A 26,803-nucleotide genomic window follows, 5' to 3' on the forward strand; every position below is an offset into this window, starting at 1 on the left:
GTTACGCTACACCGACGCTTAGCAGGTGGGCAACTTGAGTCAATAGCTGATTAAAGTCAATGGGCTTGCGGATAAATCCATTGGTTTCTACGGTCATATTTTGATGGTGTACCGTGTCGTCGTAGGCGGTCACCATCAAAATAGGCATAGTCGGCAGGCTAGCATTTTGACGAATTTGCTGGGTCACCTCATAGCCATTTAGGTCGGGCATCATCACATCCATCAAGATGAGATCGGGTGGTGTCGCCTGGATCTTGGCTAGGGCCGACTGCCCGTCTTCGGCTGTATCAACCCTGTATCCTTCCGTTTCTAAGACGGTCTGCAGCAAAAAGCGGTTGTCACTGAGATCGTCTACCACCAAGATATGAAACTTAGATGGCTCGGGCGTGGTAAACATTTTTTAATTATTAAAAGGTATCCAATACTGCTATCTTATTTTTTTATTTTAATAATCAGGTCGCACCCAAGATAGAGATTTATGCTTAGTTTGCCAACTTGCTGACGCAGTTGTTGCAGAATGGCAGTACTACTTTGCCAACATTTGAACGAGTTTCAATAGCTACAGCAATCGGTCATCTCTAAAATCAGCAGCGCCTTGCCCCAGGAGGGCGAGTTGTATGGCGATCGCCCCCTGTCTGCCGTCGCAGCCCCTGTGCTGGTGCTGGTGGTACCGGCTCTAGGCCTGAGGCCAGAACCGCTGAGGCCAGGGAAATGTAGCATTCTTGTAATGCTTGATGCGCTGGGGCGATCGCAGAGAGACAATAGAGCCATGGCCCCAGCGTCATACCCCTGTTGTTGTGAGGGCATGGCAACGATGAATCCAGCTACTCTGCGAGAATTGGTCAACCGCTACTACCAAGCTGGTGCCCGCGACCTCCATGGTCTAGACCTGCAAGGGCTAGACCTGGCCTCAGTCCATTTGCCCCAGGCCGATCTGCGACGCACTAATTTGGCTCGGGCTAACTTGAACCGGGCCGATCTCACCCACATTGACGGTTACCAAATCAATCTGGGTCAAGCCAACTTAAGGCATGCGTCTCTGGCCCATGCTGTGCTGCGCGAGGCCGACCTGCACCGAGCCCAAGGCCATCGGCTGACCCTGATCAATGCCGACCTGCGCGAAAGTCGCCTCGACCATGCCGACCTCAGCCACGCCAATCTTGAGGGGGCCAATCTCAGTCATGCCGACCTCAGCCACACCAATCTCTACTGGGCCAACCTCCGCTATACCAATTTGACTGGCACCAATTTGACCGGTGCCAACCTGACGGGAGCAAAATTTTGTCAGACGATCATGCCCGACGGCACAACTCGCGACTCCCAGTGCCCGGCTCTCAAATAACCTGAGATGACAGCACCTACCGCAGCAGCTCATCAAAGGTGAGAGGCTGGTCGGTTTGCCGCGCATTCTCTGGGGTGAGGGTATAGGGCAACGGTGGCTCTGGCACTAGCACATGGCGATCGCCCCAACCGCCGTTGGTGCGAGCCAGCAGGTCGGCAGGGGGTGTGGTCTGCCCCCGAGGCAGAGCTGCTGGCAGGGTTTGATCGGCCCAGAGAAAGGGTTCGCCGTCGGCGGTGACCCGCAGCACCCCGGCCAGCCGCTGTCGCCCCACCTGATCCAAGACGGCCCCCAGGCGATCGGGGGCCAGGGTAATGGCAAACTGCACGGTGTCGTGGGGGATGGCAGTCAAGTTGAGGCTCTCGGCCTGGGCCTGCCAGGGCTCTTGGTAGCGACCGTCGGCGGCCACCTGCCAGAGCTGGATCTGGGCTGACCACTGCCCTTTGGTCACGGTTACGGGCTGGTAGTCGAGTACTGAGTAGAGGGGCTGCTGGCTGGGGGCCAATTTTCCGACGGCAGTCTGGGTCGATGGATTAATAGCATCTGCTGAATCTGGAGCCTCTGCCCCAGCGGGCACCCAGTAGCGCAGGGCCAGGGCTGTGAGTTGGGTGTTGTCGGGCAGGTTGGTGGTGCCAGTGAGGGCAAACTTGCCATTTTCGAGGGGGGTGGCCTCTAGGGTGAGTGTGGTTGTTGCTGACACGGGGGCAGGGCTCGATCGCAGGGTCTGTTGGCACCCAGCACCGGCGATCGGCACCAGCATCGACAGCAATAGAGACGTTGTTTGTCTTGGTCGCGGAGTCATGGGCGAGATGTCGGTAAGTAGGCCTGGGAGAGAGCGTAGATGGGGCAAGAGCGGAACGGTTGATTTGGCGGGTGGTCGAGGGTGGCGAGAGCGCAATCTGCAACTTTCTCAGAAACTTTCTCAGAGGGGGCTACTGAGTATGATCAAATCATAGGTAAGCGTCTCTGCCTGCGGTGCAACGGCAAAATTTGGAACTCTCTACAGAGATCTATGATGTCCACATTTTTTTGAATTTCTGTCCTGACAGAGTAAATTCGCTTTGTAGTAAGGGGTAGCGCTAAGTGTTTGGCTAACCCATTACCTAATCGTGATTAGCTCCTATAGATAGACTAATGGCAACGGTGACTTGTCCTCTGGGGCGATCGCGCCTAGGCCACTGCTCTATCAATCACCCGACTGAAATCGTCTCGACCCTGATCTAAACCTGATTCAAGCCTAGATATGGAGTTCTACCTGTAGAAAACCTACAGGTCTTAAGCTGGGCTTGATATATCGTCACTGAATACTCAGGTTTAGCCTTTAGTTTTTTCGACACATTCATGGGCTGATCAAGCCTTTGTCTTGGTCTCGTTAATTGACTTTCTAGATAACTCTTGCTCTGCCTTAGTGGCGGTGTGCAGCTTTGATTTGACAGCTTTTGGTGTCTTTGGGCAACCATTTTTGGCTGACTATTTTAGGTGCAATCATCCGCAGCACATGAGGTTGAGTGCCCTATTTGGGCTGCTTAGTCTCACGGGCGGTCTGGCCTTTAGTTATCAACGCTGACCCTGGTTTTAACGTGGGGCAGAGGTAGTCTGGTTCGACTATTTTTCTCTTATTTTGAGTGTTCTATGAATTTTTCTTTGGGTGCTTGGATAGCGCTCCCATGGGTGCTGAATGGGTGGGCGCTGGGGGCGATCGCATTGGCCACGGCGCTAACTGCGGCCCCATCGCCTGCCTGGGGCCAGGGAGCATCGCCCCCGGCGACGGGCGACGCCGAGACAGTTTGGTCTGGCGAGTTGGGGCTGGGTATGGTGGCTAAGCCTGAGGTGGCCAAGCCAGAGGCGGCATTTTTAGCCCCAGAGAGGGCGTTGGCTGGCCTGGACCATGAGGCGACTGCCCCAGCGGCTCGACCCTCGACCAGTGCCCCCGACGACCCAGATTTATTCTCAGCGGCGGCCCTGCCTGATGCCGCCAATGCTGAGCCGCCAGACCCGATCGCCCAGGCCGATACCCTAGAGCCCGAAACCTCTCTGAATTTGCCCCAGGGTGTAGCCCCGGCGGAGCGATCGGAGGTGTTTGTGCAGGCGGCCTATCTGCAAACTGGATATGACCTGTCGGCCCGGCTGCGGGGGGGCGGTATCTACGTGCTCAGCCCCTCGGTGCTAGCGGGTATAACCGCCGACCTGAGCACCGGGCAGGCCTTCTCAGACAGCGACCAGACCGGGCTGCGCCTGAACGAGCTGTACCTGACCGCCTCGCCCGCCAATGTGCCCGAACTGCGGCTGACGATGGGGCTGATGGACCTGACCTCTTACCTCGATCGCAACAGCTTTGCCAAAGACTCGCTCACCCACTTCTTTAACCCGGTGTTTCAAACCAACCCGGCCCTGGCCACGGCCAATGTGGCCTCGCGCCCCGGTGCCCTGGTGAACTGGATGCCGGTGGATGCGGTCTCGCTGACGGCCACGACCTTTTCGGCCAATCGCAGCCTGGGCAGCTTTGCCCTCGACTCCTTTGCTGGGGAGGTGGGGGTGCGCCTGGGCAACGCCATTGTGCGGGGCACCTACGTGTCTTCGGTCGATGCTGGCCGTCAGGATGGCTTTGCGGAACTGGGGGCAATCGATCGGGGCAATGGTCAGTTTGGGGCGCTGCCAGGCGATCGCGAGACAGGCTTTGGCCTCAACGCCGAGGCCTTTATCCCAGAGCTGAGGCTGGGCTTTTTTGGCCGCTACGGCTGGTACAGCAACCAAACCCTGGGGGCCAGCGGCCAGACCTTTAGCCTGGGGGCCAACGGGCTAGATGTGTTTTTGCCCGGCGATCGCCTGGGGCTGGGCTACGGTCGCCAGCTCTCGAATAGCGATCTCCAGCAGGGGGGCATCCCCGACGTGTGGGAGCTGTTCTACGACGCCCAGATCATCGATCACCTGCGGGCCGGGGTGAGCGTGCAGCAGCGCAACGGCTTTAGCGAGACCTACCTGGGTCTGCGGGTGCGCTACGACCTCAGGTGGCAACCATTCCGGAGGACAGCAGAATGAAGACGACCCCCCCCACCCCCCTGAGAAAGGGGGGCCGTGATGGACTTCAAAATCGCCCAAAAACGCCCCCCTTGGGAAAGGGGGGCGACCGAGGGAATCTCTTCCCTAGAGCAACCGGGGGGATCCCTAGAAGCTTTGGCCCACTGAGAATCTTCCTGCTAGCCGTAGCCTTCGGTCTTGGCCTAGAACTGGCCTTACTCAGCCCCGCCCTAGCCCAGCGATCGCCCCAAACAAGCGCGGGCTACAGCCTGCTAGAACGGGGCTGGATGAATGACGCGATCGCCGCCTTCCAAGCGGCCCTGCGCCAGCAGCCAAATTCCCCAGAGGCGCGATTGGGGTTGGCGATCGCCTATCAGCGGGCGGGCCGCGATGCCGACGCCTGGGTGGCCTACCAGGCAGTGCTCCAGGTCAGCCCCGAGAATGCCGTGGCGCTGGAGGCGATCGGCACCCTGGGGGGCTATCGTCCCGAGTGGCAGGCGGAGGGAATTAGCGCCCTGACCCGACTTTTAGGGCAAAATCCTCAAAATACGGCGGTGCTGAGCCAGCGGGCCTTGCTCTACGGTTACCAAGGCCGCTTTAGCGAGTCTCTCGCCGATTACGACCGCCTACTGGCTCGCAACCCCTCGCCCCAGACTCTGCTGGGGGCCGCGCAGATCTACGCCTTTAGCGGTGACTACAGCGGGGCGCTGGCGCTGTTCACCCGCTATAGGCAGACGGGGCCATTCCCCACCGAGGCGCTGCCCGCCTATGCCCTGGCGCTGCAAGAGACGGGCAATGTCCAGGGGGCGATCGCCCTGCTGGAGCCAGAGCTGCGATTGCCGGAGCGCACCGACGATCTCTCCCTCAGCCTGCGGGCCGGGCTGGCCAACGCCTACGATGCTAGCGACCAGACCGACCAAGCGCTGGCTCTCCTGACTCCTCTGGAGGGAAAACCCCAGGCGGGGCTGGCCCTGGCCCGTGCCTACAGTGCGATCGCTCGCCGCCAGCAGCTCCCCGATCTGTTTGAGCAGGCTACGGTGCTCTATCGCCAGGCGTTGGCGGCCACCCCAGCCCCCAGCTACGGCCTGCGGGTAGAGGTGGCCGACGTGCTGAGCGAATGGCCCGATACAGAAGCGGTGGCCCTGGAGATGGTGGAGCAGCTGGCCCAAGAAAACCCCGCCGTAGCCAGCCTGGCGGTCAAAGCTGACCTACTGGCCTACCGCCTGGGGAGAGCCAGCGCCTCTGAGGCGGCTGCAACCATCCTGCCGCTGGTTGATCCGATGCCCCCATCCCAGCCTGAGCAGCGGGCCATGGCCACTGCGCTAATGCCCATCGACAACCCTGATCCGGCCCTGCTGCCGGTCTATGCCGCCGTTGCTATGGCGGTGGATGCGCCTCTGCTCACCTACCGCATCGCCCAAATGCACCTGGCCCAGGGCAATCTACAGGCGGCGCGAAACGCTCTGGAGACCTACCGCCTGACGCCAGTGGGCCAGGGCGACTGGGGTACCGATCTGCTGCTGGCCGACCTAGAGCGCCAGCTGGGTGATCTGGAGGCCAGTGCTGAGCGCTACGAAGCCGTGGTGGCTGCCCAGCCGGGGGCCAGGGTGACCGCCGAGGCTCTGCGGGGGCTGGGGTTTGTGCGCACTCTGCAAGGTCAGCCCCAGGCCGCAACCCTCATATACACCGAGGCTCTGGCCACCTACCCTGAAGATCCTACCCTGCCGCTGGGTTATGCCCTGCTGGCCTACCGCACCGGGCAGATCCCTGCTGCCGAAGCGGCGGCAACATTAGCGGCCTGGCAGGTGTCCGAGAGTGGAGCCCAAAGCTTAGACTCGGCCCCGACTGAGCTGTTTGAGCTAGTGGGGGCTCTGCCTGCCGATGGCGATCGCGCCAGCCTCTACCAAGCATTACTAGCCCAGCGACCTGGCGACTTGTGGCTGCGCTGGCGAACTATTGAGCTGGTGGCCCAGACCGACCCTGCCCAGGCCCAGGCCGAGCTGGGGTCGCTGATCGCCGCCAACCCCGACGACATCACGGTGTACTTCTGGCAGGGTGGGCTGGCCCAGCAGCAGGGCGATCTGTCCCTAGCCACCGCTGCCTACCAGCGGGTGTTGACCCAGGACCCTGACAATATCGGTGCCCTCAGTGCCCTAGCGGGGGTGCAGTTTCAGCAGGGTAACCTGCCTGCGGCCCGTGCCCTCTACGACCAGGTGCTGGCGTTAGAGGCTGACGATTGGGAGGCTCGATATGCGATCGCAGAGCTCAACATCGCCGACGACCAGCGGCAGCTGGCCCTGGAGCAACTGCGCCAAATTCCCCCCGAGGCCGCTCCGGCTAACCTGGAGCAGCGAGCCCAAGAGGTGGAGTTTGACCTGCTGCGCCGCCGGGGCTTTCAGCCGGGCTGGGAACGGTATTGATCCTGCCCTAAAGCTTTAGGGCAGGGTGGGCCGTGCCCACCCTAAGCCCTGGGGTGATTCACGATTCACCCATCCACCCTTTTCGGTGACCACTATGGCTCGATTCTTTTTCCTGCGGCTATTGCCCAGACCCCTGCTGCTCTCGATACTGCCTTTGGTAACGGTTTTGGCGGTGGTGGCCCCCGGCTGCACCCAGCAGAGCCTCGCCTGCCCCTGTTTGGCATCGGGTGCCGAGGCTGCTCTAGCGCTACCGGTCGAGAGCATTCACAATGACCAACTGCTAGAGAGCTGGCGGGCCTACCGCGATCGCTTTATCCAAACCGATGGGCGGGTGATTGATCGCGAAGACGGCGATCGCACCGTCTCAGAGGGGCAGGCCTACGCCATGCTGCGGGCCGTCGCCATCAACGACCCCGTCACCTTCGATCGCACCTACACCTGGGCCAAAACTAACCTGGCCCGCGTAGACGAAGCTGGGCAACCCACCGACCGCCTCTGGGCCTGGAAGTGGGGCCAGCGGCCCAATGGCAGCTGGGGCACCCTCGACTCTAACTTTGCCACCGACGCCGACATCGACGCCGCCACTGCCCTGATTCTCGCCGCCGATCGCTGGAATTGCCCCCAGTACCGTGACGAAGCCCGCGCCCTGCTGGCCGACATCTGGAATCACGGCACCCTGGCCCTGCCCGACGGCACCCGACAACTCATTCCCGGCCCCGCCGAAGACTTTCGCCTGGAGCCTGCCCAGGTGATTCTCAACCCGTCGTACTTTGCTCCCGCTAGCTTTCGGCTGTTTGCTGAGCTAGACCCAGACCGCGACTGGCAGAGCCTGATCGACAGCGGCTACACCCTGCTGGCCGACCTGGGAGAGTTTTCTGCTACCGGGCTGCCCCCCGATTGGGTGGCCTACACCCCCGCCCTGGGCACCTACGGCCAGCTGCCCCTCGACCACGCTCTGCAAAGCCGCTACAGCTTTGATGCCTTTCGGGTCTGGTGGCGGGTGGCCCAAGATGCGGCTTGGTTTGGCGAACCCCGCGCCCAGGCTTACCTCGAAGCCCGGCTGCCGGAGCTGATGGGCCGCTGGCAGCGGGATGGCCGTCTGCCCGCCCGCATCACCCTCGACGGCGGTGCCGAAAGCAGCTACGAAGCCACGGCCCACTACGCCATGCTCTACCTGGCCCTGGTGCAGGTGGAGGGGGCGCTGCCGGGGCGAATTGCCGATCAGATCCTTCAGCAAAAACTCCAGCCCGCCTACGACAAGGGCTTTTGGGACAGCGACATCGCCTACTACACCCAAAACCTGGCCTGGTTTGGCCTGCTGCCCCTGGAGGTGTCGCCCGATCGCCTGCAGGCCGCTGCTGGAGGTGTTTGCTCTCCCTAACGTCATCTTTTCCCTAGAAGCCCCTGCCCCTCCCACGAGGGGATTGGTCACTTATTTTTTCCATCTCCCCTGGGCGGGCGCACAGCGGTGCGCCCCTACCCATCTCCCCACCTCCCTCACCTTTTTACCCATGCTTCCCCTCTCTCCCCGCGCCCGCCGCCGTTTGGCGATCTACCTGGTCACCCTGGTGCTCATCACCGGGCAACCGCTCTTGGCCCAAAATGCCCCCAGCGGCGAGGACGCTCTGCCCCTGGCGGAGATTAGCCTGCCCAGCGATCTGCCCGCTGCTCCGGCGATCGCCCCCGGCGACCCTGGCCAATACGTGCTGGAGTTTAACCGCAGTGCGGTGGTGGGCAATCGGCTGCGGTTTAGCGGCATCTACGACGAGCAGCGGCTGTACTTTACCCGGCCCCGCAATTGGCATCCACAATCGGTCAAAGTGCTGCTGCGCTATCGTCACTCTGCCGCCCTCTACGCCACCCGTTCAAACCTGACGGTACTGGTCAACGACACCAACATTGGCAGTCTGCCCCTCAACCAGCCCATGGGTGACATTGGCGACGCGGTGATGGAGATCCCGATCGATCTGCTGCAAGACAACAATGAGCTGGTGGTGGCGGTGCTGCAAAACAACTCGCCCACCTGCACCCAAGACCCCTACGACCCCTCCCTGTGGACCGAGGTGCTGCCCGACTCGAAGCTAGTGTTTGACTACGAGCCCCAGGCTGTAACGCCAGACTTTAGCCAGTTTCCTTACCCGCTGTTTGACGTGCTGAGTCTGGAGACCAACCGAGTGGCGTACCTGCAACCCGCTGCCGCTGACACCCCCTGGCTGACGGCGACGGCACGGCTGCAAACCTACCTGGGCCGCACCGCCCACTACCGCCCCTTCGACAGCCGTCTGGTAGCTGACCTGACCGATCTGGAGATAGACGAAAAGCTGGTGGTCTTGGGCACCCCCGCCCAGCAGCCCAGTCTCGCCGATCTAACTCTGCCCTTTGCCCTCGCCGACGGGCAGTTTGTCGATGAGAATGGCACCCCGCTGCCTGACGATGCGGGGCTGCTGATGTGGGCCACCGCTGCCGATGACCGTTCCCTCGTTTTGGTGGTCAGCGGCAATGGCGAGGCCGGGGTGGCCAAGGCGGTGCAGTATCTGGTGCAGCCCCAAGATCGGCAGATCGCTACGGGCCACGGGCTGATAGTTCACCAGGCTGGAGCAGTCTCTTCCCCCTCGCCCCGCCAGTGGCCGGGCTACCTGCCGGAAGCCGACAGCTTTTTGCTCACCGACCTCTCTACCTCTACTCGCCAGCCGCTAGATGAGGTCACGGTGCGGGGGTCTCAGTCTCCGGCCATTGCCGTTGACTTTAAGGCGCTGCCCGACGATCGCCTAGAGCGGGGCAGCCAAATGCGTCTGGTGTACAGCTATGGCCCCCAGGTCAACCCCCTGACCTCTATGGTAGATGTGGAGCTAGACGGCGTCTCGCTCAAGGGTGAGCGGCTGACCGAGGTCAAGGGCGCAAATCGCCGCACCCTGGTGGTCGATCTGCCGGGCGATCGCATTACCCCGACCTCCCAACTGCACGTCAACTTTCGCCTTGACCCTCGCGAGCGGCGATCGTGCAGCCGGGTCACCGACCAGCAGCTGTGGGGCACCATCCACAGCGACACCAGCTTTAAGCTCAACCGCACCGCCGTCACCAGTCTGCCCGACTTAGATCTGCTCAAAACCGGCTACCCCTTCACCGCCCCGCAAGATCTGTCCACCACCGCTGTTGTCGTCCCCGACGCGCCCAGCTCGACCGACATTGCCGTGCTGCTGGAGCTGGCCGATCGCCTGGGCCGCCTCAGCCGCGCTGACTCGGTGCAGCTGGCGGTCTACCAACAGAGCGACCTACCCGAGGGCGATCGCAATGAAAAGCACCTGGTGGCGATCGGCCCCCAGCCCCGATTTCCCCTGCCGGAGCTACTCACCGACAACGGCTTTGCCCTGCGCGGCAGCGGCACTCGCCAGTGGGGCACCACCCAGGTGCAGCCCCTGCCCGACGGCGAAGGCCTGATGAAGTCAGTCATCTCCCCCTGGAACTCCCAGCGGCTAGTGCTGGCCCTCAGCGGTCGCGATGACATCGGTCTGGCCCAGGTGGCCGACCTGCTGCGCCACGACCCCCTCTTCTACCAGATCGACGGCGATACGGTGCTGGTCAGCGCCCAGGTACCCGACCCCGACCCTTACACCAGCAACCACTACCGCATTGCCACCCTGCGTCAGACCCCCACGGTGCAGCTGGCGACCACCGCCTCCTACCCCTGGCTCTGGCAAGTCACCCGCCACAACTGGCTCTTGATCGTTCCTGGCACTGTGGCCCTGGCCCTGCTGCTGTACGGGGCAGCGCAGTCGTACCTGCGGCGGAGTGATGGGGAGTAGATGAATGGGTGGGTGGAGGCGTGATTTGACGCTTTGTCCTGACGTTTTGCCCCGGTCACCTGCTCCCTGTCCCCCGTGCCCCAGCCACCCTTCACCCCATCCATACCCCATGCTCCACCCCACCCCACCCCTGCACCACTGGCTGACTAAAACCCTGCCCGATCGCGCCCATGCCCTGATGCGCTACCTCAGCCGCTGGCAGATGCTGGTGCTGTTGGGCTGTTTGGGGCTGATGACCAAGCCGCTGCTGCTGGCCCATCTGGCGGTCTGGCAGCAGGCAGTAGTGGCGGTGCTGCTGATTGTGCTGGGCTACGGCATTTTGCATTTAGAAGATGGTCAGGCCCGCAGTAGTGGCGATCGCGAGCGGCTGCACCTGTTTATGATTGCCCTCAGCAGTTTGACTACTCTGCGCTACCTCTACTACCGCACCCGCTACACGCTCAACTTTGACACCCCGCTAGATGCCGTATTTTCGCTGCTGCTCTACGGGGCCGAGCTGTACGCCCTGGGAACGCTGTTTTTGTCGTACTTTCAGACCCTGCGGCTGCGCGATCGCAAATCTGTCGATCTCACCCCGGTGCCCCCCAGCCAGTGGCCCACGGTAGATGTGTACATCCCCACCTATGACGAAGACGTGGCGATCGTGCGCAAAACCGTCGTAGCCGCAGTGGCGATCGACTATCCCCTCGGCAAAAAACAGGTCTACGTGCTCGATGACGGGCGCAAGTACCCCGAGCGGCGAGCCGAGTTGCAAACCCTTTGCGACGAGCTAGGAGCAGAGCTGCTGATCCGCGACAACAACGACCACGCCAAAGCGGGCAACATCAACACCGCCCTGGGGCGCACCCATGGCGATCTGGTGCTCATTCTCGACTGCGACCACATCCCCGTGCGGGCCTTTTTGCAAGAGACCGTCGGCTTCTTTCTCGACCCCACCGTGGCCCTGGTGCAGACGCCCCACTGGTTTTACAACCCCGACCCCTTTGAGCGCAACCTGCTCACCCAGGGCCAGGTGCCCGTGGGCAACGAGCTGTTTTACAAGGTGCTGCAAAAGGGCAACGACGCCTGGAATGCGGCGTTTTTTTGCGGCTCGGCGGCGGTGGTGCGGCGCAACCATCTGCTCGAAGTAGGGGGCATTGCTACCGAAACGGTCACCGAAGACTGCCACACCTCCCTACGCCTGCACTCGCTGGGCTACCGCACTATTTACTACGACAAGATTATGGTGGCGGGGCTGGCCCCGGAAAAATTTTCGGCCTACGTGGGGCAGCAGGTGCGGTGGGCGCGGGGCATGGCCCAGATTTTGCGGTTAGAAAATCCGCTGTTTAACCGGCGGCTCAAGCTGTCCTTGTCTCAGCGCATCTGCTATTTCAGCGCCACCTCGCACTTTTTCTTTGGCTTTCCCCGGCTGATGTATGCCCTGGCACCGACGCTGTTTTTGCTGTTTAGCATCAACTCGGTCAAGGGGTTGGGCATTGAGACGCTGTTCTACGCCCTGCCCCACATTGTGCTGTCGATGCAGACTAACCACATTCCCTACAAGCGGGTGCGGTTTTCGTTTTGGAATGAGATCTACGAGTTTGCCATGTCGTTTCAGGCGGGCATTGTCACCCTGCTGGCGTTGGTCAACCCTAAGTTGGGCAGTTTTAACGTCACCGCTAAGGGGCTGGTGGTCAACCAGCGCACCTTTGACGCCAGTACGGTGCGATATCTGCTGATTTTGGGCTTGTTGACAGCGGCCTCGCTGGTGTCGGTGCCCTTTTGGCTGTTGCTCAGCCCCGAAGATACCCAGGCGGTGCTGATCAACGCCCTGTGGTGCGGCTTTAACCTGGTGCTGGTGCTGGCCGCCTGCCTGGTGGCGCTCGAACAACCCCAGCTGCGCCGCGCCCACCGCCTGCCCCGGCAGCTCACTGCCATTCTCCACAGCGATGGCCAACAGTGGATGGGTAAGACCATCGATGTGAGCGAGAGCGGTGCCCAGATCAGGCTCGATGAATGGCCCAATGTGGCCGACCAGGTGCGGGTTGAGCTGGTGGGTGACTACGATGCTCGGGTGCTCGTCGAGGCGCAAATTGTGCGAGCTACGGCCACCAGCCGCCTAGAAACCGAGCTGTCGCTCAATTTTATTGACCTGAGCCCTGCTCAGGCTGACGATCTCACCCTGGTGCTGTTTTCTGACGTTAAAGAGTGGTATTCGCAAAACCGCCAGCAGGTCGATCATCCGCTGCGATCGCTCCAGTTTATCGCCACCACCCTGTGGCGGGTGTTCACTGAGTTTCAGCCGGCGACGGGGCAAAAAATGCGCAAGCAGGTGCAGGCCCCGGTAGAGCTAGCCTGGGATGGCTGGCACAGCGATAGCTACCAGGCTCGCGTGGTCGAAATCGGCAGCCGCGACCTGCGTCTAGAAGTACAGCAGGTGACCGAGCTCGATCGGGCGACGTTGCTAGAGACCTTGCCTACGGTGGGGCTGCTGTTTCCGGCGGGGCCTGGCCTGGCTACGGCCCAAAGCCTGGTGGCCCAGGTCTATGAGGCGATGGAGTTGCCCCCCCGGCCCGGAACGGAGTCGCGGCTGGTGCTGGAGCTGGTGTTTCCCACCGCCCTGGCGGCCCAGCAGCGGCGCAAGATTCAGACATTGTTGCGATCGCTGGCGTAATGCCTACATCAGGATCTGCGCTTCAGATTTAAGACAGCTGTGGCGTTGCTGAACCGACTCATGAATTTGGGTAGGGGCAAACGGCCGTTTGCCCTTGCGAGAGCCGTTGGCATTTTTGATTCATACCTGTATCCAGCAACGCCAGACAGCCGTTATCCGTACGGCCTCAACGGGTTTGAACGTTTCAACCTGCCAACGCTCTCAGGCTTTCTACGCCTCCATTCAATGGGCGATTGCTGTATCTGTAGTCGATCGCACAAAAGATAAATCATATTGCTGAGGGCCGATCGAGAACTTTACCGCCTCTTTATGATTCAACTTATTCGGTTGCGATCGTTCATTTGTTTTTTATTATTCCTGTCTCCCTAGCTGTTAGTATTAATTTATTAGGTAACGGTTTAGCGCTTCATTCCTGACTATCGCTCACGTTTCAATTGGTTCCTGACTTCTCGATCAAAGCTTGACTATTTTTCAGGTTAGGGCTTGTGTCAACCCTCCAGTTTAGATCGAGCTTTGCCCTCATTTGCTTAGCATCTATTTGTCTAAAGCTATCGACATAAAAGCGACAGTTTTAGCCTTCGAATATCGGGTCTAAGAACGGCATCTCTTTGCGATCGGTCAGTATCGTTGCCATAGTCTTTAAAGGTTTGTTTGCGGCGATCGCCGTAGATAGCGTCATCCCAGCGACGACGTTTTGAATCTTGTATTTGGCGAACCCCTCGATCGTCCATTGAGATGGCAGCCCTTGAGATGGTCTTTGCCGCTGGTGAAGTTTCTCTGGTGGTGTTTGGCCGCACTGTTTAGGTTCTCATCGATTAAGTATTGTCGCCCGCGATGTTTGCGCTGCTGCCCCCCAGTGCGATCGCGGCCTGATGGCGTTCATCTACCTCCCGTGTTCCCGCTTTCTGTTGTGAATCGCTATGCAACCTTCGCTCTTAAACACCGTTCCCATGGCATCTCCGTCTTCCTCTCCACCGCTGCACCCGCTGAGTCTGCTGGCTCAGGTGAGCAGTCGACAGGTGACCGGCTGCCTCCAGGTGATGACACCCACCACCACTTGGCTGCTGCACCTCAACCAGGGGCAGCTCAACTACGTTTCGACCACCGACCGGGCCTTTGAACGGTTAGACCGCCATCTGCGGCGGCTGAGTGTGCAGGTGCCCTCGTTGGTCAGTGCGGTGCGGGTGCAGGTGCGCCTGCTGTTTGAACAACAGCCCACCCCCTTAGCCGACTATCAGGCGATCTGCTGGCTGGTCGAGCAGCAGCACCTCTACCCCGAGCAGGCCTCTACCCTGGTAGAAACCCTCAGCCAGGAGGTGTTAGAAGCCTTTTTAGAAGTGCGCCAGGGCAGCTACGAACTGGTGGAGGGCGACAGCTTTGGCGGCGCCCCGCGCTACTGCCAACTCAACCTGCGCACCACGGTAGAAGCCTGCTACGCTCGGCTCAAGCAGCGGCGCACTGGTGGGGCCAGCCCTAACGGCAGTTACCAGCAGTTTGGCGGGGCGATCGCGGCGGGTGCCCAGGCTCCGGCGGCGTTGGCCCCCGAGGGGGCACCGCCGAGGGCGATGCCGACCGGTGCAAAAGCTCACTACACCATTGCCTGCATCGACGATAGCCCCACGGTGTTGCAGGCGATCAATAGCTTTTTAGACGACAAAATTTTCTCAGTCATTATGATTGACGACCCGGTCAAGGCGCTGATGCAGGTGATCAGAACCAAGCCCGATTTGATCTTGCTCGATGTCACTATGCCCAGTCTGGATGGCTATGAGCTGTGCTCTCTGCTGCGACGCCATCCAGACTTTAAAAATACTCCCATTATTATGGTGACTAGCAACACCGGCTTTATCGATCGTGCCAAGGCAAAGCTGGTGAGAGCGTCGGGCTATTTGACCAAGCCGTTTAATCAGTCTGATCTGCTGAAGTTTATTTTTAAATATTTGAATTAGCTGGCCAGTTCACACGCATTTTGGGTCTGTAGTTTTGCCATGACTGGCACTCCAGATCTAGGGGTGAATTGGATTTGGCCAGCTCGCTCTCTGCTGTTAAACATGGCTTTGTCAAAGCCCAGTTCTGATGCGGCAATTCTGTAGATTTAGGCGCGCCCCAGCCCGGCTACAGCATCAGACTCTGGCTCATAGTTCTGGCGATCGCAGCAGTCTAGGCAGCGAATTCTGCTCGGGTTGCAGTTCTTTATTCTTTAGGTGACTTGACTATGCAAGCGACTCTAACCAGCACCGTTTTAGTGGTTGAAGATACCCCCTCAGAAATGGAGCTGATGGTGCACTACCTGCGTGACAGTGGCTGCACGGTGATCTGCGCCGTCACCGCCCAGGAGGCGCTCGAAAAAGCTGCCAACCAGATTCCTGATGTGATCGTCAGCGATGTGGTGATGCCGGGCATGAGCGGCTTTGAGCTGTGCCGCAGCCTCAAAAAACAGCCGACCACCGCCCACGTACCGATTGTGCTCTGCACCTCAAAAAATCAGGATATTGACCGCCTGTGGGGCATGCGCCAGGGGGCCGACGCCTACTTGACCAAGCCCTACAGCCGCGAGCAGCTGGTGCAGGTGGTGCTCAGCGTGGTGAGGGTAAACCGATGAGCAAGCTGTCGTTAGTGCAGCCTCACCCCTGGGGAGAAGCTGCCCTCGCCACCCAATCGCTGACCCCGCTGACCCACAGCTACCTGCGCTTTACCCTGGGGAGCCAGCTTGCTCTACTACCCACGCGCCAGGTGCAGGAGGCGATCGCCACCCCCGCCGCCCGCATTACCCCTATGCCCAACATGGCTCCGGCCCTGCTGGGGCTGATCAACCGCCGCAGTCGGGTGCTGTGGGTGGTCGATCTGGCCCTGCTGCTGGGGCTGCCCACCGCCTACCCCAACTCGCAGCAGTACAACCTGGTGCTGATGCAGGTGGGGGCGGTCTCTCTGGGGCTGCGGGTGAGCCAGATCGACGGCATTCTCAGCCTGCCGCATCAGCATCTACAGCCTGCTCCCACCCACGTACCCCCAGGGCTGGTGCCCTTTTTGCGGGGCTGTGTGGTGCAGGAGGGCACGGTGCTCTTGGCCCTCGATGGCGAGGCGCTGCTCAGAGCGCCGGCCCTGCAGCCGCTGTAGATCTTCTCCCTACCATCAGTGTCTCTTCAGCATCTCTAAGGTTCACGATCGATCGCCGGTGTCGCCCCCGCGCTGGCTTGAGGTGATTTCTAGAAAGCATCTCTCCCCATGGTGGGCATTGCCTACCCTACAGCGGCGATCGCTGTACTCCTGCTGGCATGTGCATTTTTAGAACTCACCTCACTCCCACCCAATCCCAATTCAAGAAGGTAGATGACCCATGACCACCGACTTTCGACCCTACACCCCGGCCCAAGTTGACCCAGACCCCAGCCAGGAACCCACCAATGGGGTTGCTCCTGCCCCCCTGGCAGACGACGCAGCCAGAGGGCTCAAATATCGCGGCGTGGCCTACGGTGCCGACAGCCCCGAGGCCGTCAAAATTACCCGGCGATCGCGGTTTGGCCCGGTGCAGTGGTTTAGCAATCTGAGCGTGCGGCAAAAGCAGCTCACCGGTCTGTTTACCTCCGAGGTGATCTCGGTGTTGGGCCTGGTGGGGGTGGGGTCGTTTTTGATTATCTCGGGCGGTCGTAGCCAGTTGCTCAACCAGGCCAAGGCTGAGCTGGCGGTCACCGACATTCGCTACAACATCAAAATTGATCAGATGGGCTTTGGCTTTCGCGGGCAGTCTGACAACCGCGCCATTGTTGATGCGGCGGCGGCCTACGCCCGAGGTGAGGCGCTGTCGGCGGGGGCGATCGCCGACGTGCAGCAAATTCTTCAAAACGAGATCCAGGCGCGCAACATCGAGTACGCCACCCTGGTGGGCAACGACTTGAGAATTATCACCAACGCCAACCGCGATCGCCGGGGGCAGCCGTTTGACCCCAATGGCCTGGTGGGCACGGTGCTGCAAAACCCGCGCCAGATCAAAGCCAGCGCCATCGTCAGCTGGGAGGAGCTGCGCAACGAAGCGCCGCCCCTGCCCCCCGGCCTTGCCAACCAAGACGCCCTGGTGCGCTACACCATTACTCCGGTGAATGACCCCGACTCGGGCGAGGTGGTGGGGGCGCTGGTGTCGGGCGACATTGTCAACGGCAAGACGGTGATTCCGCAGGGGGCGATCGCCCCCTTTGGCAACGGCTACAGCGCCCTCTACCAGCGGGGCGACAACGGCGAGTTTGAGCTGGCCACCGGCCTCTACGCGGGCGACAACCCCGACATTGAGGCCGCCGCCGAGAATGTGCCCCTCGATGCGCTGACCCTGGTCAATCAGGCCGTGGCTCGCCCCGGCCAAGACATTGCCCGCCGCGATCGCATCAACGGCACCACCTATACCCTGGCCGCTCGGGCGATCGAAGACTTTAACGGCGAGCCGGTAGCGGTGATGGTGCGGGGCACCTCCGAGACCGCCCTCAACCAGCTGATCGGCAACAGCCTGCGGCTGCAAATGCTGATTGCCTTGATCGCCCTGGCCTCTGATGTGGGGCTGGCCGCTCTGCTGGGGCGATCGATTTTGCGCCCGATGAAAAACTTGCAGCAGGCCACCTGGCGCTTTGGCATGGGCGATCGCACCGCCCGGGCCGAGGTCTTTGCCGTTGACGAGGTCGGCCAGGTGGCCCAGGCCTTCAACCAACTGGCCGAAAACGTGGTCGAATCCGAAGACCTGCTGCGCCGCCAGGGTCAAAAAGAGCAGCTCTCCGCTGCCCGGGCCAACCTATTGGCCAACCTCACCAGCCGCATTCGCCAGTCGCTCAACGAGCAGACCATTCTCAGCACCAGCGTCGATGGCCTGCGGGAGGTGTTGGCGGTCGATCGAGTTCTGATCTACCGCTTCCACCCCGACTTTAAAGGGGGCGATGTCACTGCCGAATCGGTGAACCGAGGCTGGAAGCGAGCCCTGGGGCAAATCATTCAAGACCCTCTCACCCCAGAGGCTCTAGATCGCTACTATGCCGGTCGGGTGACCGCTATGGCCAACCGCACCACTGCCGCGATCGCCCACTGCCACTGCGAGATTCTCGAAAAGCTGGAGGTGATGGCGAATATGGTCGCCCCCCTGCTGGCCGGTGATGAGCTGATTGGTCTACTGTGCGTGCACCAGTGCAGCGGCCCCCGTGACTGGACACCGGAGGAAATTGACCTCCTGCAACAGGTATCGGTGCAGATTGGCTACGCCCTCAGCCAGGCCCGTCTGCTGCAACAGCAGGAGCTGACCGTGGCCCGTGAGCGGCAGCTCAACGAGATTGTCTCTCGCCTGCGCGAAAGTCTAGAAGCCGATCGCATCTTTCGCACCGCCGTCACCGAGACTCGGCGGGTGCTGCAAACCGACCGGGTGGTGGTGTACCAGTTTGACGAAACTTGGAAGGGCACCTTTGTCGCTGAGTCGGTAGAACAGGGCTGGCCCACCGCCCTGGGCCAAGACATCTACGACCCCTGCTTCAAAGAAAAATACATCGAGCAGTACCGCCAGGGTCGGGTGCAGGCAGTCGCCAATCTGGCCGATGCCGGTCTCACCGAGTGCCACCTGCGCCAGCTTGAGCAGTACAACGTCAAGGCCAACCTGGTCGCCCCCATTATCATTAACGAAGAGCTGGTAGGTCTGCTGATCGCCCACCAGTGCAGCCGCCCCCGCAACTGGGAGGCCGTGGAGGTCAACTTCTTCCGCCAGGTGGCCACCCAGCTGGGCTTTGCCCTAGAGCAATCGCGCCTCTATGCCCAAACCGAAGCCCTCTCTGAAGAGCGCCGCCAAAAGCAGGAGGCCCTGCAAATGCAGCTGATCGAGCTGCTCAGCGAGGTAGAAGGGGCCTCCCGGGGCGACCTCACCGTGCGCGCCGACGTCACCGCCGGAGAGATCGGCACCGTCGCCGACTTCTTCAACTCCATTGTCGAGAGCCTGCGGCAGATCGTCACTAAGGTGAAGACCTCTGCCGAGCAGGTAAATGCCTCCCTGGGGCAAAACGAAGGGGCCATTCAAGACCTGGCCAACGAGGCCCTGCGCCAGGCCGACGAGGTCACCCAAACCCTGGCCTCGGTAGAAGCCATGACCGCCTCCATTCAGCAGGTGGCTACCAGCGCTCAGCAGGCTGCCCTGGTGGCCAACAGCGCCTCTGCGACCGCCGAGAGCGGTGGCCAAGCGATGGATCTAACGGTGCAAAACATCCTCAGCCTGCGGGAGATCATTGGCGAAACTTCTAAAAAGGTAAAACGCCTGGGCGAGTCGTCGCAGCAGATTTCTAAGGCCGTCTCGCTGATCAACCAGATCGCCATGCAGACCAACCTGCTGGCCATCAACGCCGGTATCGAGGCTGCCCGCGCCGGAGAAGAGGGCCAGGGCTTTGCGGTAGTGGCCGAAGAGGTGGGCGAACTGGCCGCCCGCTCTGCCGAAGCGACTAAAGAAATTGAGCGCATTGTCGAAACCATTCAGCGCGAAACCGCTGAGGTGGTCGACGCTATGGACCAAAGCACCACCGAGGTCGTTGCCGGTACCCGCCTAGTCGAAGACGCCAAGCAGAGCCTCAGCCGCATTCTCGACGTCTCCCAGCAGATCGACCTGCTGGTGCGATCGATTTCCGACGCCACCGTCTCCCAGGTGAAAATTTCTGAGACTGTCACCCAGCTGATGCAGGGCATTGCCGCCGAGTCGACTCGTACCTCTCAGTCGTCGCTGGATATCTCCACATCGCTGCGCGAGACGGTCGGTGTGGCGCGATCGCTCCAGGCGACGGTAGGAACGTTTAAGACCGGCGAAGAGTAATGGGGTGATGGAGTTTCTATCTCCCACTCCCCACCTCCCCCACTCCCCACCTCCCCATCCCCACAACCCCTTCCCCAACCATGTCCGACGCAAAGGAACTCGAAATTCGCCTCCAGTTTCTCGACGAGGCCCAAGAATATCTGGAGAGCTTGGGCACCCAGCTGATGGGGCTGTCCCACACCTTTGAGGCCAGTACCATCAACGAAGCCCTGCGGGCGGCCCACTCGATCAAGGGCGGGGCGGCGCTGATGGGCTTTCAGCTGCTCAGCGACCTGGGCCACCGGCTCGAAGACAGCCTCAAGGTGCTCAAGGTGCAGCGGGGCAAGGTCGAGATCGACGCCGCCCTAGAGCAGCTGCTGCTGGCGGCGGTTGACTGCCTGGCCCAGGTGATGGTGGGCCAGCGCCACTGCCTCAGCCAGGGCCACCCCCACCAGCTGCCGGTAGAAGAAAGCTGGCTCGATCAGCACGTTCTCCCCATCTTTGAGCAACTGCACGATCGCCTGGGCGACCCGGTAGACGAAGACGCCTACTCGATGCTGTCGCCCGAAGATGGCCACGACGTGGTGCTGCTGCTGTTTCAGAGCGAGGTCGAGGGCTGTCTGCAACGGCTGGAGGGGGTACTGGCGGAGCGATCGCCCTGCCTGCGCGAAGAGGCCCAGATCTTGGCCCAGGAGCTGGGTGGCCTGGGAGAAATGCTCCAGCTCGAGAGTTTTGTCAGCCTGTGTCAGTCGGTCACCGCCCAGGTCAACGCTACCGCTGACGACGGGCTGGAGGCAGTGGTGCAGGAGGCGCTGACAATCTGGCGGCAGGCCCAGGCCCTGGTACTGACCGGCAACCTCAGTGCCCTGCCCACCCAAATGCCTGGGGCGATCGCCACCATTGCCATCCCCGAGCTGGTAGATGACGCGATTCCCCATTTAGACGATGACGAGATCACCGCTGGCCTGTGGCCCCCCAGCGACGATGAATTGCTGCGGCCCGACTATATTGACCTGACGGTAGAGTTTGACCGTGACGCCGCCGTAGAGTCTTGGCCAGATGCGGCTGCTGGAGCCATCGCTGGGGAAGAGTTTGACGACTTTGCGGCCGCGGGCTGGGGCCAATCTCAAGCGGAGCCAGAGCTAGGCAGAGAGCCTGAGACGCCCGCCCCCGAGACCCCCACTGCCGACCCCGACGAGGCCGACAGCGACAGCACCGTGCGGGTGCCGGTGAAGCAGATCAACCAGCTCAGCGACCTGTTTGGCGAACTCACCATTGAGCGCCACCGCCTAGAGTTAGAGGTGAGCCGCCTGCGAGGGCTGGTGGGCACCCTGCAAACCCGCATGCGCACCCTCGACCAGGTCAACAACGATCTGCGCGCCGCCTACGATCGCGTCGCCACCCAAGATCGCTCAGCATCGGTGCCGCTGCTGCCCGCCGCCCAGGGGCCAAACGGGGTTCACAACGGTGGCGGTTCTCCCCCGCCTGCCGACCAGTCTCTGCGATCGCAGTTTGACGTGCTTGAGCTCGACCACTACCGCGACCTGCACCTGCCCTTCCGCGAAACCATCGAGACCATCATTCAGCTGCAAGAGGTGGGGGCCGACATTGAGCTGTCGCTGGAGGGCACCGAGCAGACCACCCACACCCTGCGCAAAACCTCGCGCCAGCTGCAAAAAAACATCACCCAGCTGCGCATGCGGCCCCTGGCCGACATTTTTGACCGCTACCCCCGCTCCCTGCGGCAGATGTCGTTGCAGTACAACAAACCAGTGGAGCTCAAGCTGCGGGGCGATCGCACCCTGGTCGATCGCAACGTGCTCGAAGCCCTGCAAGAGCCGCTGATGCACATTCTGCGCAACTGCTTTGACCACGGCATTGAAGACGCCGCCACCCGCCAGCAGCGAGGCAAACCCGCCGTCGGCACGATCGCCATCAGTGCCCAGCAGCAGAGCAGCCGCACCATCATCACCATTCAAGACGACGGCGGCGGCATTGCGGTAGAAAAAATTCGCGATCGCGCCCGCCAGATGGGCCTCGACGAGGGGCTACTGGCCGTCGCCAGCACCCAAGAGCTGCTGTCGCTGATCTTTGAGCCCGGCTTTAGCACCGCCAGCGAGGTCACCGACCTCTCCGGTCGCGGTATCGGCATGGATGTGGTGCGCAGCAAACTCAAAGACATTCGCGGCGACATTCAGGTAGACACCCAGCCGGGCGAGGGCACCACCTTCACCCTCTCTATCCCCTACACCCTGTCGGTGACGCGGGTGCTGATCGCCGAGAGCCGGGGTATGCGCATGGCTTTTCCGGTCGATGCGATCGAAGAGATTGTGGCCCTGCCCGCCGAGCACATTCTCACCACCGCTGGCCGCGACAGCTTTGAGTGGAACGGCGAGCTGGTGCAGCTGGTGCGTCTGGCCGACTGGCTGCACTTCAACTGCCCGGTGGCGATCGAAAGCCCCGAAACCGCCCCCGCCATCTCTACCCCCACGGTGCTGATGGTGCAGGTCAACCAGCGGATTGTGGGCATTCAAGTCGAGCGATCGTGGGGCGAGCAGGAGGTGGCTCTGCGCCGCGTCATTGGCAACCTGCCCATGCCCAAAGGCTTTAATAGCTGCACCATCATGGGTGACGGCCAGGTGGTGCCCCTGGTCAACACCGCCGAGATGCTCTACTGGATCGCCAGCTGCGAAGTCTCCGGAGCCGCCACCCTGGCAGAAACCCCCATCCCTGCCTTTCTCACTAGCGGCCCCGGCTACGAAGCCAGCAGCCTCTCGCGTCGCCCTACGGTGCTGCTGGTCGACGACTCGATCAACGTGCGTCGCCTGCTGGCCCTCACCCTAGAGAAAGCGGGCTACCAGGTGGCCCAGGCCAAAGACGGTCAAGACGCCCTCGACAAACTTACTGCCGGGCTCGCCGTCGAAGCCGTCATCTGCGATGTAGAAATGCCCCGCCTCGACGGTTACGGCTTTCTCGCCCGCCTGCGCTCTGAAACCGATTACGGCGATCTACCTGTGGCCATGCTCACCTCTCGCAGCAGCCAAAAGCACCGCCAGCTGGCCATGAACCTCGGAGCCGCCGCCTACTTTACCAAGCCCTACAACGAGCAGACCCTGCTCAAAACCCTCGAAGACATGATCCAGCCCGCCTTGGTTTTCTAAAGCCGTTTTGAGGTCTCAGGTTTGAATTTTGAGTCAGGACAATTCTGATCGAGCAAATACCCTCCCGAGGGCGCAGGCCCCGCACCCCCACCGGAGGGTATTTGCTTTCCCAGCGATCGCCCTAAGGCCCCCACTCCCCACTCCCCACTCCCCACCCCTATGACTGCCCTCACTCGCTACCGCCGTCCTGCGGCTCCAGAGCCCACTCTGCGGCTCATTAGCTTTGTTCTTCGCCAGGCCCACTTTTGCCTACCCCTGGCCGCTGCCCACCGGGTGCTGTATCGACCGGCGGCTGAGGCCGCCCGCAGCCCTGGTCTAGTGCAAGTCCAGGCCGAGCAAATCCCTGTGGTCAATATTGCTCCGTGGATTTTCTCCGAAGCGCCACTGCTGCCCGACAGCGTCTCACCCAGCTTGGAGGACACCGCCCCTGACCAAACTGTTCTGATTGTCGAATCTCCCCGTCTCGGTCGCATCGGGCTCGTCGTTGACCATACCCCCGCCCTCAAACGCGCCCGGCAGTCAGCCTTTAGCCCGGTGCCGGTCGCTTACCTGATCACCCATCGCCTGCGCGGCGTCAAGGTTTTGGTTTCCCTGGGTAGCGACGAGCCCCCCTTATTTTTGCTAGATATCGATCAAATTTTGACCGTATGAGCTAGATGCCCTGGCGATCGCGTGACGAACCCTTGCGGCTGCCCCTGGGGCAGGCCAACGGGCAAAACTAGGATGCGCCCCATCTATGTGCCCTTGAAGATAGAGGCCTAAGCGGGTTGCGATCGGCTAGCCTATCGTCTTGTATAAGTTTTTCTGATGAGAAGGATAAATGATTTATGGCCCGAACTACTGTCAAGCTCAAGGTCTAAGGGTAGAATTTAGCTTGATTTTAGCTTTGCACGGCATTATGAATCATGGCAGACTCTGGAACTTCTTCGATTAGTGAAAATTTTGAATCGCTCTCGCGCGAGGTTAGGGTAGATAGCCTCCGCAACGTTCTAGAAACCCTGCAAATCGCCGACGAAATTGCCAAGCAGGGCTACTTAATCACTAGCTCTGAGCTAGCTGATTTGATGGATGTCAATGCTAGTGCCGTCACCAGCAGAGGTGAATCTTGGGCCTGGCGCAACTGGTCGGTGCTGCGGGTGCGGCGCGAAGGTAATCAAATTCTTTGGCAAATTGAACGCATCGACTGACGCCCTTAGATTTTGGAGGGGTGACCGGTGACCCATGGCGGGTCACCGGTTGTGGTTTTATGCTGGCGGCGCTTTGCGAATGCCTGATGTTCACGGGCAGACCCAGAGGTCTGTTCCTACCCCTCACCCTTTATCCACTCTCTCAACACTGGTAACACCGGGCAGGGGTTTGCCGTCTGTACATTCTCTGGTTTGCTCCAGGTAAAGGGAGCTTGCTGGGCCGCTGACATCCACAGCAGGCGCTTGGCGCGGGTCATGGCGACGTAGAGCAGGCGGTATTCTTCGGCGGCTTTGAGGTGTTTGGCCTGCTGCCAGGCGGCGATAATGTCGGGAATTTCGCTTTGCCTGTGAGCGGCACCAGCGTGGGCGCGGGCGCGGATCTGGGCTCGGGCCACCTCTGCTAGGGTAAAGTCGCCGAGGAATTCTCCCTGGGGCGGCACCCAGAGCGTGCCGGGGATGGTTTTGTCGTGGAGAAAGGGCAGAAACACCACGTCCCAATCGAGGCCTTTGGCTTTGTGCATGGTGATCAGGGTGAGCTGGCCCGGCTTGGTGTAGCGATCGTCGGTGTCTTCGGTATCGACGGCGGTAAAGCGCTCAGAACCGACGATGTCTTGGAGGACGGCGATCGCAGCGGCTAGCGTATCGTCATTACGAATCTGCTGGCTGACGCGGGCGGCGAGCTTGTCGGCGGTGGCCAGCTCGCTCTGGTTGTAGCTCAGAGTCAGGCCAATGAAGGAAAACAGGCTGTAGGGGGGCAGCTCTAGGCGGGCTCTGAGCAGCCCCGTACAGTATCGTCGGGCTGCACGAGCTGCCTCGGTATCGGGCGGCGTATCTAGCGGGCCAGGGTAGAGAAACTGCTCGGGAGCCTGGGCCAGAGCGTTGAGATCTTGGGTGGGAATGCGCTGGCGATCGACCAGCACCCGCAGCGCCCCCTTGAGGCGATCGGCGGAGTGGGGCCGCTCGATAAATTGCAGCATTGCCAGCATGTCTTCGGGCACTTTGGTCTGCCGGTCTTGCTCGCCCACGTCGTAAATTGCCAGCCCCAGGGCGGGCAGATCTACCCCCACTTGCTCGGGGTCGCGCAGCAAACTGCCAACAAACTGGCCCTGGCGACCCTCCCGCACCAAAATCGCAAAGCTGGTCTCGGGATTCTCACCATAGAGATTGCGCACTCGCTGGGCGATCAGCTTCACCGACTCCACCGTGGTGGGCGGCGAGAGTATTTCTACCCCAGCCCCCAGGGGGTGTGGGTTTGCCCCTGGCTGGGGGTCGTCGGGGGGCACAGGGGCGATCGCCTGATCGCGAAAGGGGGTCTCTGGCCCGGCCACCTGCGCCTGATTTACCCAGGCCAACATGCGGTTTGCGGCAGCCATGATCACCCCGGTGCTGCGCCCCGCCTGGTCCATCGTCACCAAGCGCCCCTGCACTCGGCAGTCGTCGCAGAACTGGTTGAAGAATACTGGATCCGCTGGGGTAAAGGTCGAGTTGATTGCCTGGTTGGGGTCGCCCACCCGCACCAGATTGGGTTCGCTGGTCGGGTCGTCTGGGTTGCCCGCTAGCAGCGTCAGCAATCGACTCTGCAATGGCGAAGAATCTTGGGCCTCGTCTTCAAACACGGCAAAGGTGCGCCCCTGCCAAAAGCGGCGGCTGTCGGGGTCATCCAGCGTCCGCAGGGCACCGAGAATCATGTCGTCGTAGTCGATCCAGCCCCGCTGCTGGAGCAGGGTTTGGTAGCGATCGTACAGCCCCGCCGCAATGGTGAGCACGTCGTAGTCTGAACCATCGCCGGGCAAATTATGGTTTACGGTGGTAGCCAACTCCCCCAGCTCGCCCGGCATCAGGCCCGAACTCTTGGCCTCACGAATTACGGTATGGGCCAGACTGGGCAGCACCTCGGTACGCAAGACAGACTGGCGACGCAGCTGCTCGGTTTCTTCGCCGTCGAACTGGCGGCCCTCAACCAGGCGGTAGTAGAGGTCGGGGTGGGCCACAATCCACTGCTCCACGCAGGTGCGCAAGATGCGGTTATTCTGCGCCGGAGAAACCAGCGTCAGCGTGTCCAGGTTTAGGTTCGACAGCTCGGGGTTGCGGGTGGCAATGGTGAGGGCCAGCCCGTGCAGGGTGGAGACGGTGAAGCTGGTCTGGGGCAATCCCAAAGTTTTCAGGTGCCCGCGCACTTTTGCCTTGAGGTTGGCCGCCGCCGATCGCGTAAAGGTGACCAGCACCAGCTGGCGATTGAGGTGCAGCTGGTGACGGGCGATCGCGATCGCCGCCGCCGCCGCCATCCCCGTAGACTTGCCGGAGCCGGGCACCGCCGACACTGCCAGCCGCCCCCCAGCCCAGTCTGCCAGTTCTTGCTGCCCCCGCCGCAGCCCGGCCCGAATTTCCTGTAGCGCCGCCTCGCGATCGACGGGTGCTGCCGTGGTCAT

18 protein-coding genes are annotated in these 26,803 nt (G+C 61.3%); 13 read left to right on the forward strand and 5 right to left on the reverse strand.

Annotation, left to right across the window (positions count from 1 at the left end):
• Position 1: 1 nt before the first annotated feature.
• Both AC0QKW_RS20210 and AC0QKW_RS20215 read right to left on the reverse strand, forming a co-directional pair.
• Positions 2–397 (reverse strand): response regulator, encoded by a 396-nt coding sequence (locus tag AC0QKW_RS20210; protein WP_473152888.1) that lies wholly within the window; start codon positions 395–397, stop codon positions 2–4.
• A 155-nt stretch (positions 398–552) separates the two neighbouring features.
• Positions 553–807 carry a hypothetical protein gene (locus tag AC0QKW_RS20215; protein ID WP_473152889.1) on the reverse strand — a complete coding sequence of 85 codons (255 nt, stop codon included), beginning with the start codon at positions 805–807 and terminating at the stop codon, positions 553–555.
• A gap of 7 nt (positions 808–814) precedes the next feature.
• Between AC0QKW_RS20215 and AC0QKW_RS20220 the strand changes: the two genes are divergently transcribed.
• A complete protein-coding gene (locus tag AC0QKW_RS20220; protein WP_473152890.1) occupies positions 815–1,342 on the forward strand; it encodes a pentapeptide repeat-containing protein in 528 nt (175 codons plus the stop codon).
• Positions 1,343–1,358: 16 nt separating this feature from the next.
• Here AC0QKW_RS20220 and AC0QKW_RS20225 read toward each other — a convergent pair whose 3' ends face one another.
• Positions 1,359–2,141 carry a hypothetical protein gene (locus AC0QKW_RS20225; protein ID WP_473152891.1) on the reverse strand — a complete coding sequence of 261 codons (783 nt, stop codon included), beginning with the start codon at positions 2,139–2,141 and terminating at the stop codon, positions 1,359–1,361.
• A gap of 830 nt (positions 2,142–2,971) precedes the next feature.
• Here AC0QKW_RS20225 and AC0QKW_RS20230 point away from each other — a divergent pair.
• From AC0QKW_RS20230 to bcsA, 5 genes are all read left to right on the forward strand, one after another.
• Complete coding sequence (locus AC0QKW_RS20230) at positions 2,972–4,378, forward strand: carbohydrate porin (RefSeq protein WP_473152892.1); 1,407 nt, start codon at positions 2,972–2,974, stop codon at positions 4,376–4,378.
• Positions 4,375–6,777: a tetratricopeptide repeat protein gene (locus AC0QKW_RS20235; RefSeq protein ID WP_473152893.1), complete on the forward strand. Its 2,403-nt coding sequence runs from the start codon at positions 4,375–4,377 to the stop codon at positions 6,775–6,777. Before AC0QKW_RS20230 ends, AC0QKW_RS20235 begins: the two co-directional genes overlap by 4 nt.
• A gap of 94 nt (positions 6,778–6,871) precedes the next feature.
• Positions 6,872–8,158 carry a family 8 glycosyl hydrolase gene (locus tag AC0QKW_RS20240; protein ID WP_473152894.1) on the forward strand — a complete coding sequence of 429 codons (1,287 nt, stop codon included), beginning with the start codon at positions 6,872–6,874 and terminating at the stop codon, positions 8,156–8,158.
• A 130-nt stretch (positions 8,159–8,288) separates the two neighbouring features.
• Complete coding sequence (locus AC0QKW_RS20245) at positions 8,289–10,580, forward strand: cellulose biosynthesis cyclic di-GMP-binding regulatory protein BcsB (protein ID WP_473152895.1); 2,292 nt, start codon at positions 8,289–8,291, stop codon at positions 10,578–10,580.
• A gap of 109 nt (positions 10,581–10,689) precedes the next feature.
• Positions 10,690–13,233, forward strand: a complete 2,544-nt coding sequence (gene bcsA / locus AC0QKW_RS20250) for a UDP-forming cellulose synthase catalytic subunit (RefSeq protein WP_473152896.1) — start codon at positions 10,690–10,692, stop codon at positions 13,231–13,233.
• Between the two features lie 548 nt (positions 13,234–13,781).
• Here the strand turns inward: bcsA and AC0QKW_RS20255 are convergent.
• On the reverse strand, positions 13,782–13,964 hold the full coding sequence (locus tag AC0QKW_RS20255; RefSeq protein WP_473152897.1) for a hypothetical protein: 183 nt from the start codon (positions 13,962–13,964) through the stop codon (positions 13,782–13,784).
• Positions 13,965–14,183: 219 nt separating this feature from the next.
• Here AC0QKW_RS20255 and AC0QKW_RS20260 point away from each other — a divergent pair, with 219 nt between their 5' ends.
• From AC0QKW_RS20260 to AC0QKW_RS20290, 7 genes are all read left to right on the forward strand, one after another.
• On the forward strand, positions 14,184–15,182 hold the full coding sequence (locus AC0QKW_RS20260) for a response regulator (protein ID WP_473152898.1): 999 nt from the start codon (positions 14,184–14,186) through the stop codon (positions 15,180–15,182).
• 266 nt (positions 15,183–15,448) lie between these two features.
• Positions 15,449–15,835, forward strand: a complete 387-nt coding sequence (locus AC0QKW_RS20265; protein ID WP_473152899.1) for a response regulator transcription factor — start codon at positions 15,449–15,451, stop codon at positions 15,833–15,835.
• Positions 15,832–16,350 carry a chemotaxis protein CheW gene (locus tag AC0QKW_RS20270; RefSeq protein ID WP_473152900.1) on the forward strand — a complete coding sequence of 173 codons (519 nt, stop codon included), beginning with the start codon at positions 15,832–15,834 and terminating at the stop codon, positions 16,348–16,350. The genes AC0QKW_RS20265 and AC0QKW_RS20270 overlap by 4 nt, the downstream gene beginning before the upstream one ends.
• Before the next feature lie 220 nt (positions 16,351–16,570).
• Positions 16,571–20,047, forward strand: coding sequence for a GAF domain-containing protein (locus AC0QKW_RS20275; protein WP_473152901.1), 3,477 nt, complete (start codon positions 16,571–16,573; stop codon positions 20,045–20,047).
• A gap of 80 nt (positions 20,048–20,127) precedes the next feature.
• Complete coding sequence (locus tag AC0QKW_RS20280) at positions 20,128–23,187, forward strand: hybrid sensor histidine kinase/response regulator (protein WP_473152902.1); 3,060 nt, start codon at positions 20,128–20,130, stop codon at positions 23,185–23,187.
• A gap of 159 nt (positions 23,188–23,346) precedes the next feature.
• Entirely contained in the window at positions 23,347–23,838 is a 492-nt protein-coding gene (locus AC0QKW_RS20285) for a chemotaxis protein CheW (protein ID WP_473152903.1), read from the forward strand.
• A gap of 254 nt (positions 23,839–24,092) precedes the next feature.
• Positions 24,093–24,374 carry a hypothetical protein gene (locus AC0QKW_RS20290; protein WP_473152904.1) on the forward strand — a complete coding sequence of 94 codons (282 nt, stop codon included), beginning with the start codon at positions 24,093–24,095 and terminating at the stop codon, positions 24,372–24,374.
• A 116-nt stretch (positions 24,375–24,490) separates the two neighbouring features.
• Here the strand turns inward: AC0QKW_RS20290 and AC0QKW_RS20295 are convergent, their stop codons facing one another.
• The gene (locus AC0QKW_RS20295) at positions 24,491–26,803 is read right to left on the reverse strand and encodes an ATP-dependent helicase (protein WP_473152905.1); all 2,313 of its coding nucleotides are present in this window, start codon (positions 26,801–26,803) and stop codon (positions 24,491–24,493) included.

The organism is Pseudanabaena sp. PCC 9330 (assembly GCF_055795045.1).

Excerpts from the sequence above, each read along its gene's own strand:
- AC0QKW_RS20210 (WP_473152888.1), bottom strand. The coding sequence starts at position 397 with ATGTTTACCACGCCCGAGCCATCTAAGTTTCATATCTTGGTGGTAGAC.
- AC0QKW_RS20215 (WP_473152889.1), bottom strand. The coding sequence starts at position 807 with ATGCCCTCACAACAACAGGGGTATGACGCTGGGGCCATGGCTCTATTG.
- AC0QKW_RS20220 (WP_473152890.1), top strand. The coding sequence starts at position 815 with ATGAATCCAGCTACTCTGCGAGAATTGGTCAACCGCTACTACCAAGCT.
- AC0QKW_RS20225 (WP_473152891.1), bottom strand. The coding sequence starts at position 2,141 with ATGACTCCGCGACCAAGACAAACAACGTCTCTATTGCTGTCGATGCTG.
- AC0QKW_RS20230 (WP_473152892.1), top strand. The coding sequence starts at position 2,972 with ATGAATTTTTCTTTGGGTGCTTGGATAGCGCTCCCATGGGTGCTGAAT.
- AC0QKW_RS20235 (WP_473152893.1), top strand. The coding sequence starts at position 4,375 with ATGAAGACGACCCCCCCCACCCCCCTGAGAAAGGGGGGCCGTGATGGA.
- AC0QKW_RS20240 (WP_473152894.1), top strand. The coding sequence starts at position 6,872 with ATGGCTCGATTCTTTTTCCTGCGGCTATTGCCCAGACCCCTGCTGCTC.
- AC0QKW_RS20245 (WP_473152895.1), top strand. The coding sequence starts at position 8,289 with ATGCTTCCCCTCTCTCCCCGCGCCCGCCGCCGTTTGGCGATCTACCTG.
- bcsA (WP_473152896.1), top strand. The coding sequence starts at position 10,690 with ATGCTCCACCCCACCCCACCCCTGCACCACTGGCTGACTAAAACCCTG.
- AC0QKW_RS20255 (WP_473152897.1), bottom strand. The coding sequence starts at position 13,964 with ATGGACGATCGAGGGGTTCGCCAAATACAAGATTCAAAACGTCGTCGC.
- AC0QKW_RS20260 (WP_473152898.1), top strand. The coding sequence starts at position 14,184 with ATGGCATCTCCGTCTTCCTCTCCACCGCTGCACCCGCTGAGTCTGCTG.
- AC0QKW_RS20265 (WP_473152899.1), top strand. The coding sequence starts at position 15,449 with ATGCAAGCGACTCTAACCAGCACCGTTTTAGTGGTTGAAGATACCCCC.
- AC0QKW_RS20270 (WP_473152900.1), top strand. The coding sequence starts at position 15,832 with ATGAGCAAGCTGTCGTTAGTGCAGCCTCACCCCTGGGGAGAAGCTGCC.
- AC0QKW_RS20275 (WP_473152901.1), top strand. The coding sequence starts at position 16,571 with ATGACCACCGACTTTCGACCCTACACCCCGGCCCAAGTTGACCCAGAC.
- AC0QKW_RS20280 (WP_473152902.1), top strand. The coding sequence starts at position 20,128 with ATGTCCGACGCAAAGGAACTCGAAATTCGCCTCCAGTTTCTCGACGAG.
- AC0QKW_RS20285 (WP_473152903.1), top strand. The coding sequence starts at position 23,347 with ATGACTGCCCTCACTCGCTACCGCCGTCCTGCGGCTCCAGAGCCCACT.
- AC0QKW_RS20290 (WP_473152904.1), top strand. The coding sequence starts at position 24,093 with ATGGCAGACTCTGGAACTTCTTCGATTAGTGAAAATTTTGAATCGCTC.
- AC0QKW_RS20295 (WP_473152905.1), bottom strand. The coding sequence starts at position 26,803 with ATGACCACGGCAGCACCCGTCGATCGCGAGGCGGCGCTACAGGAAATT.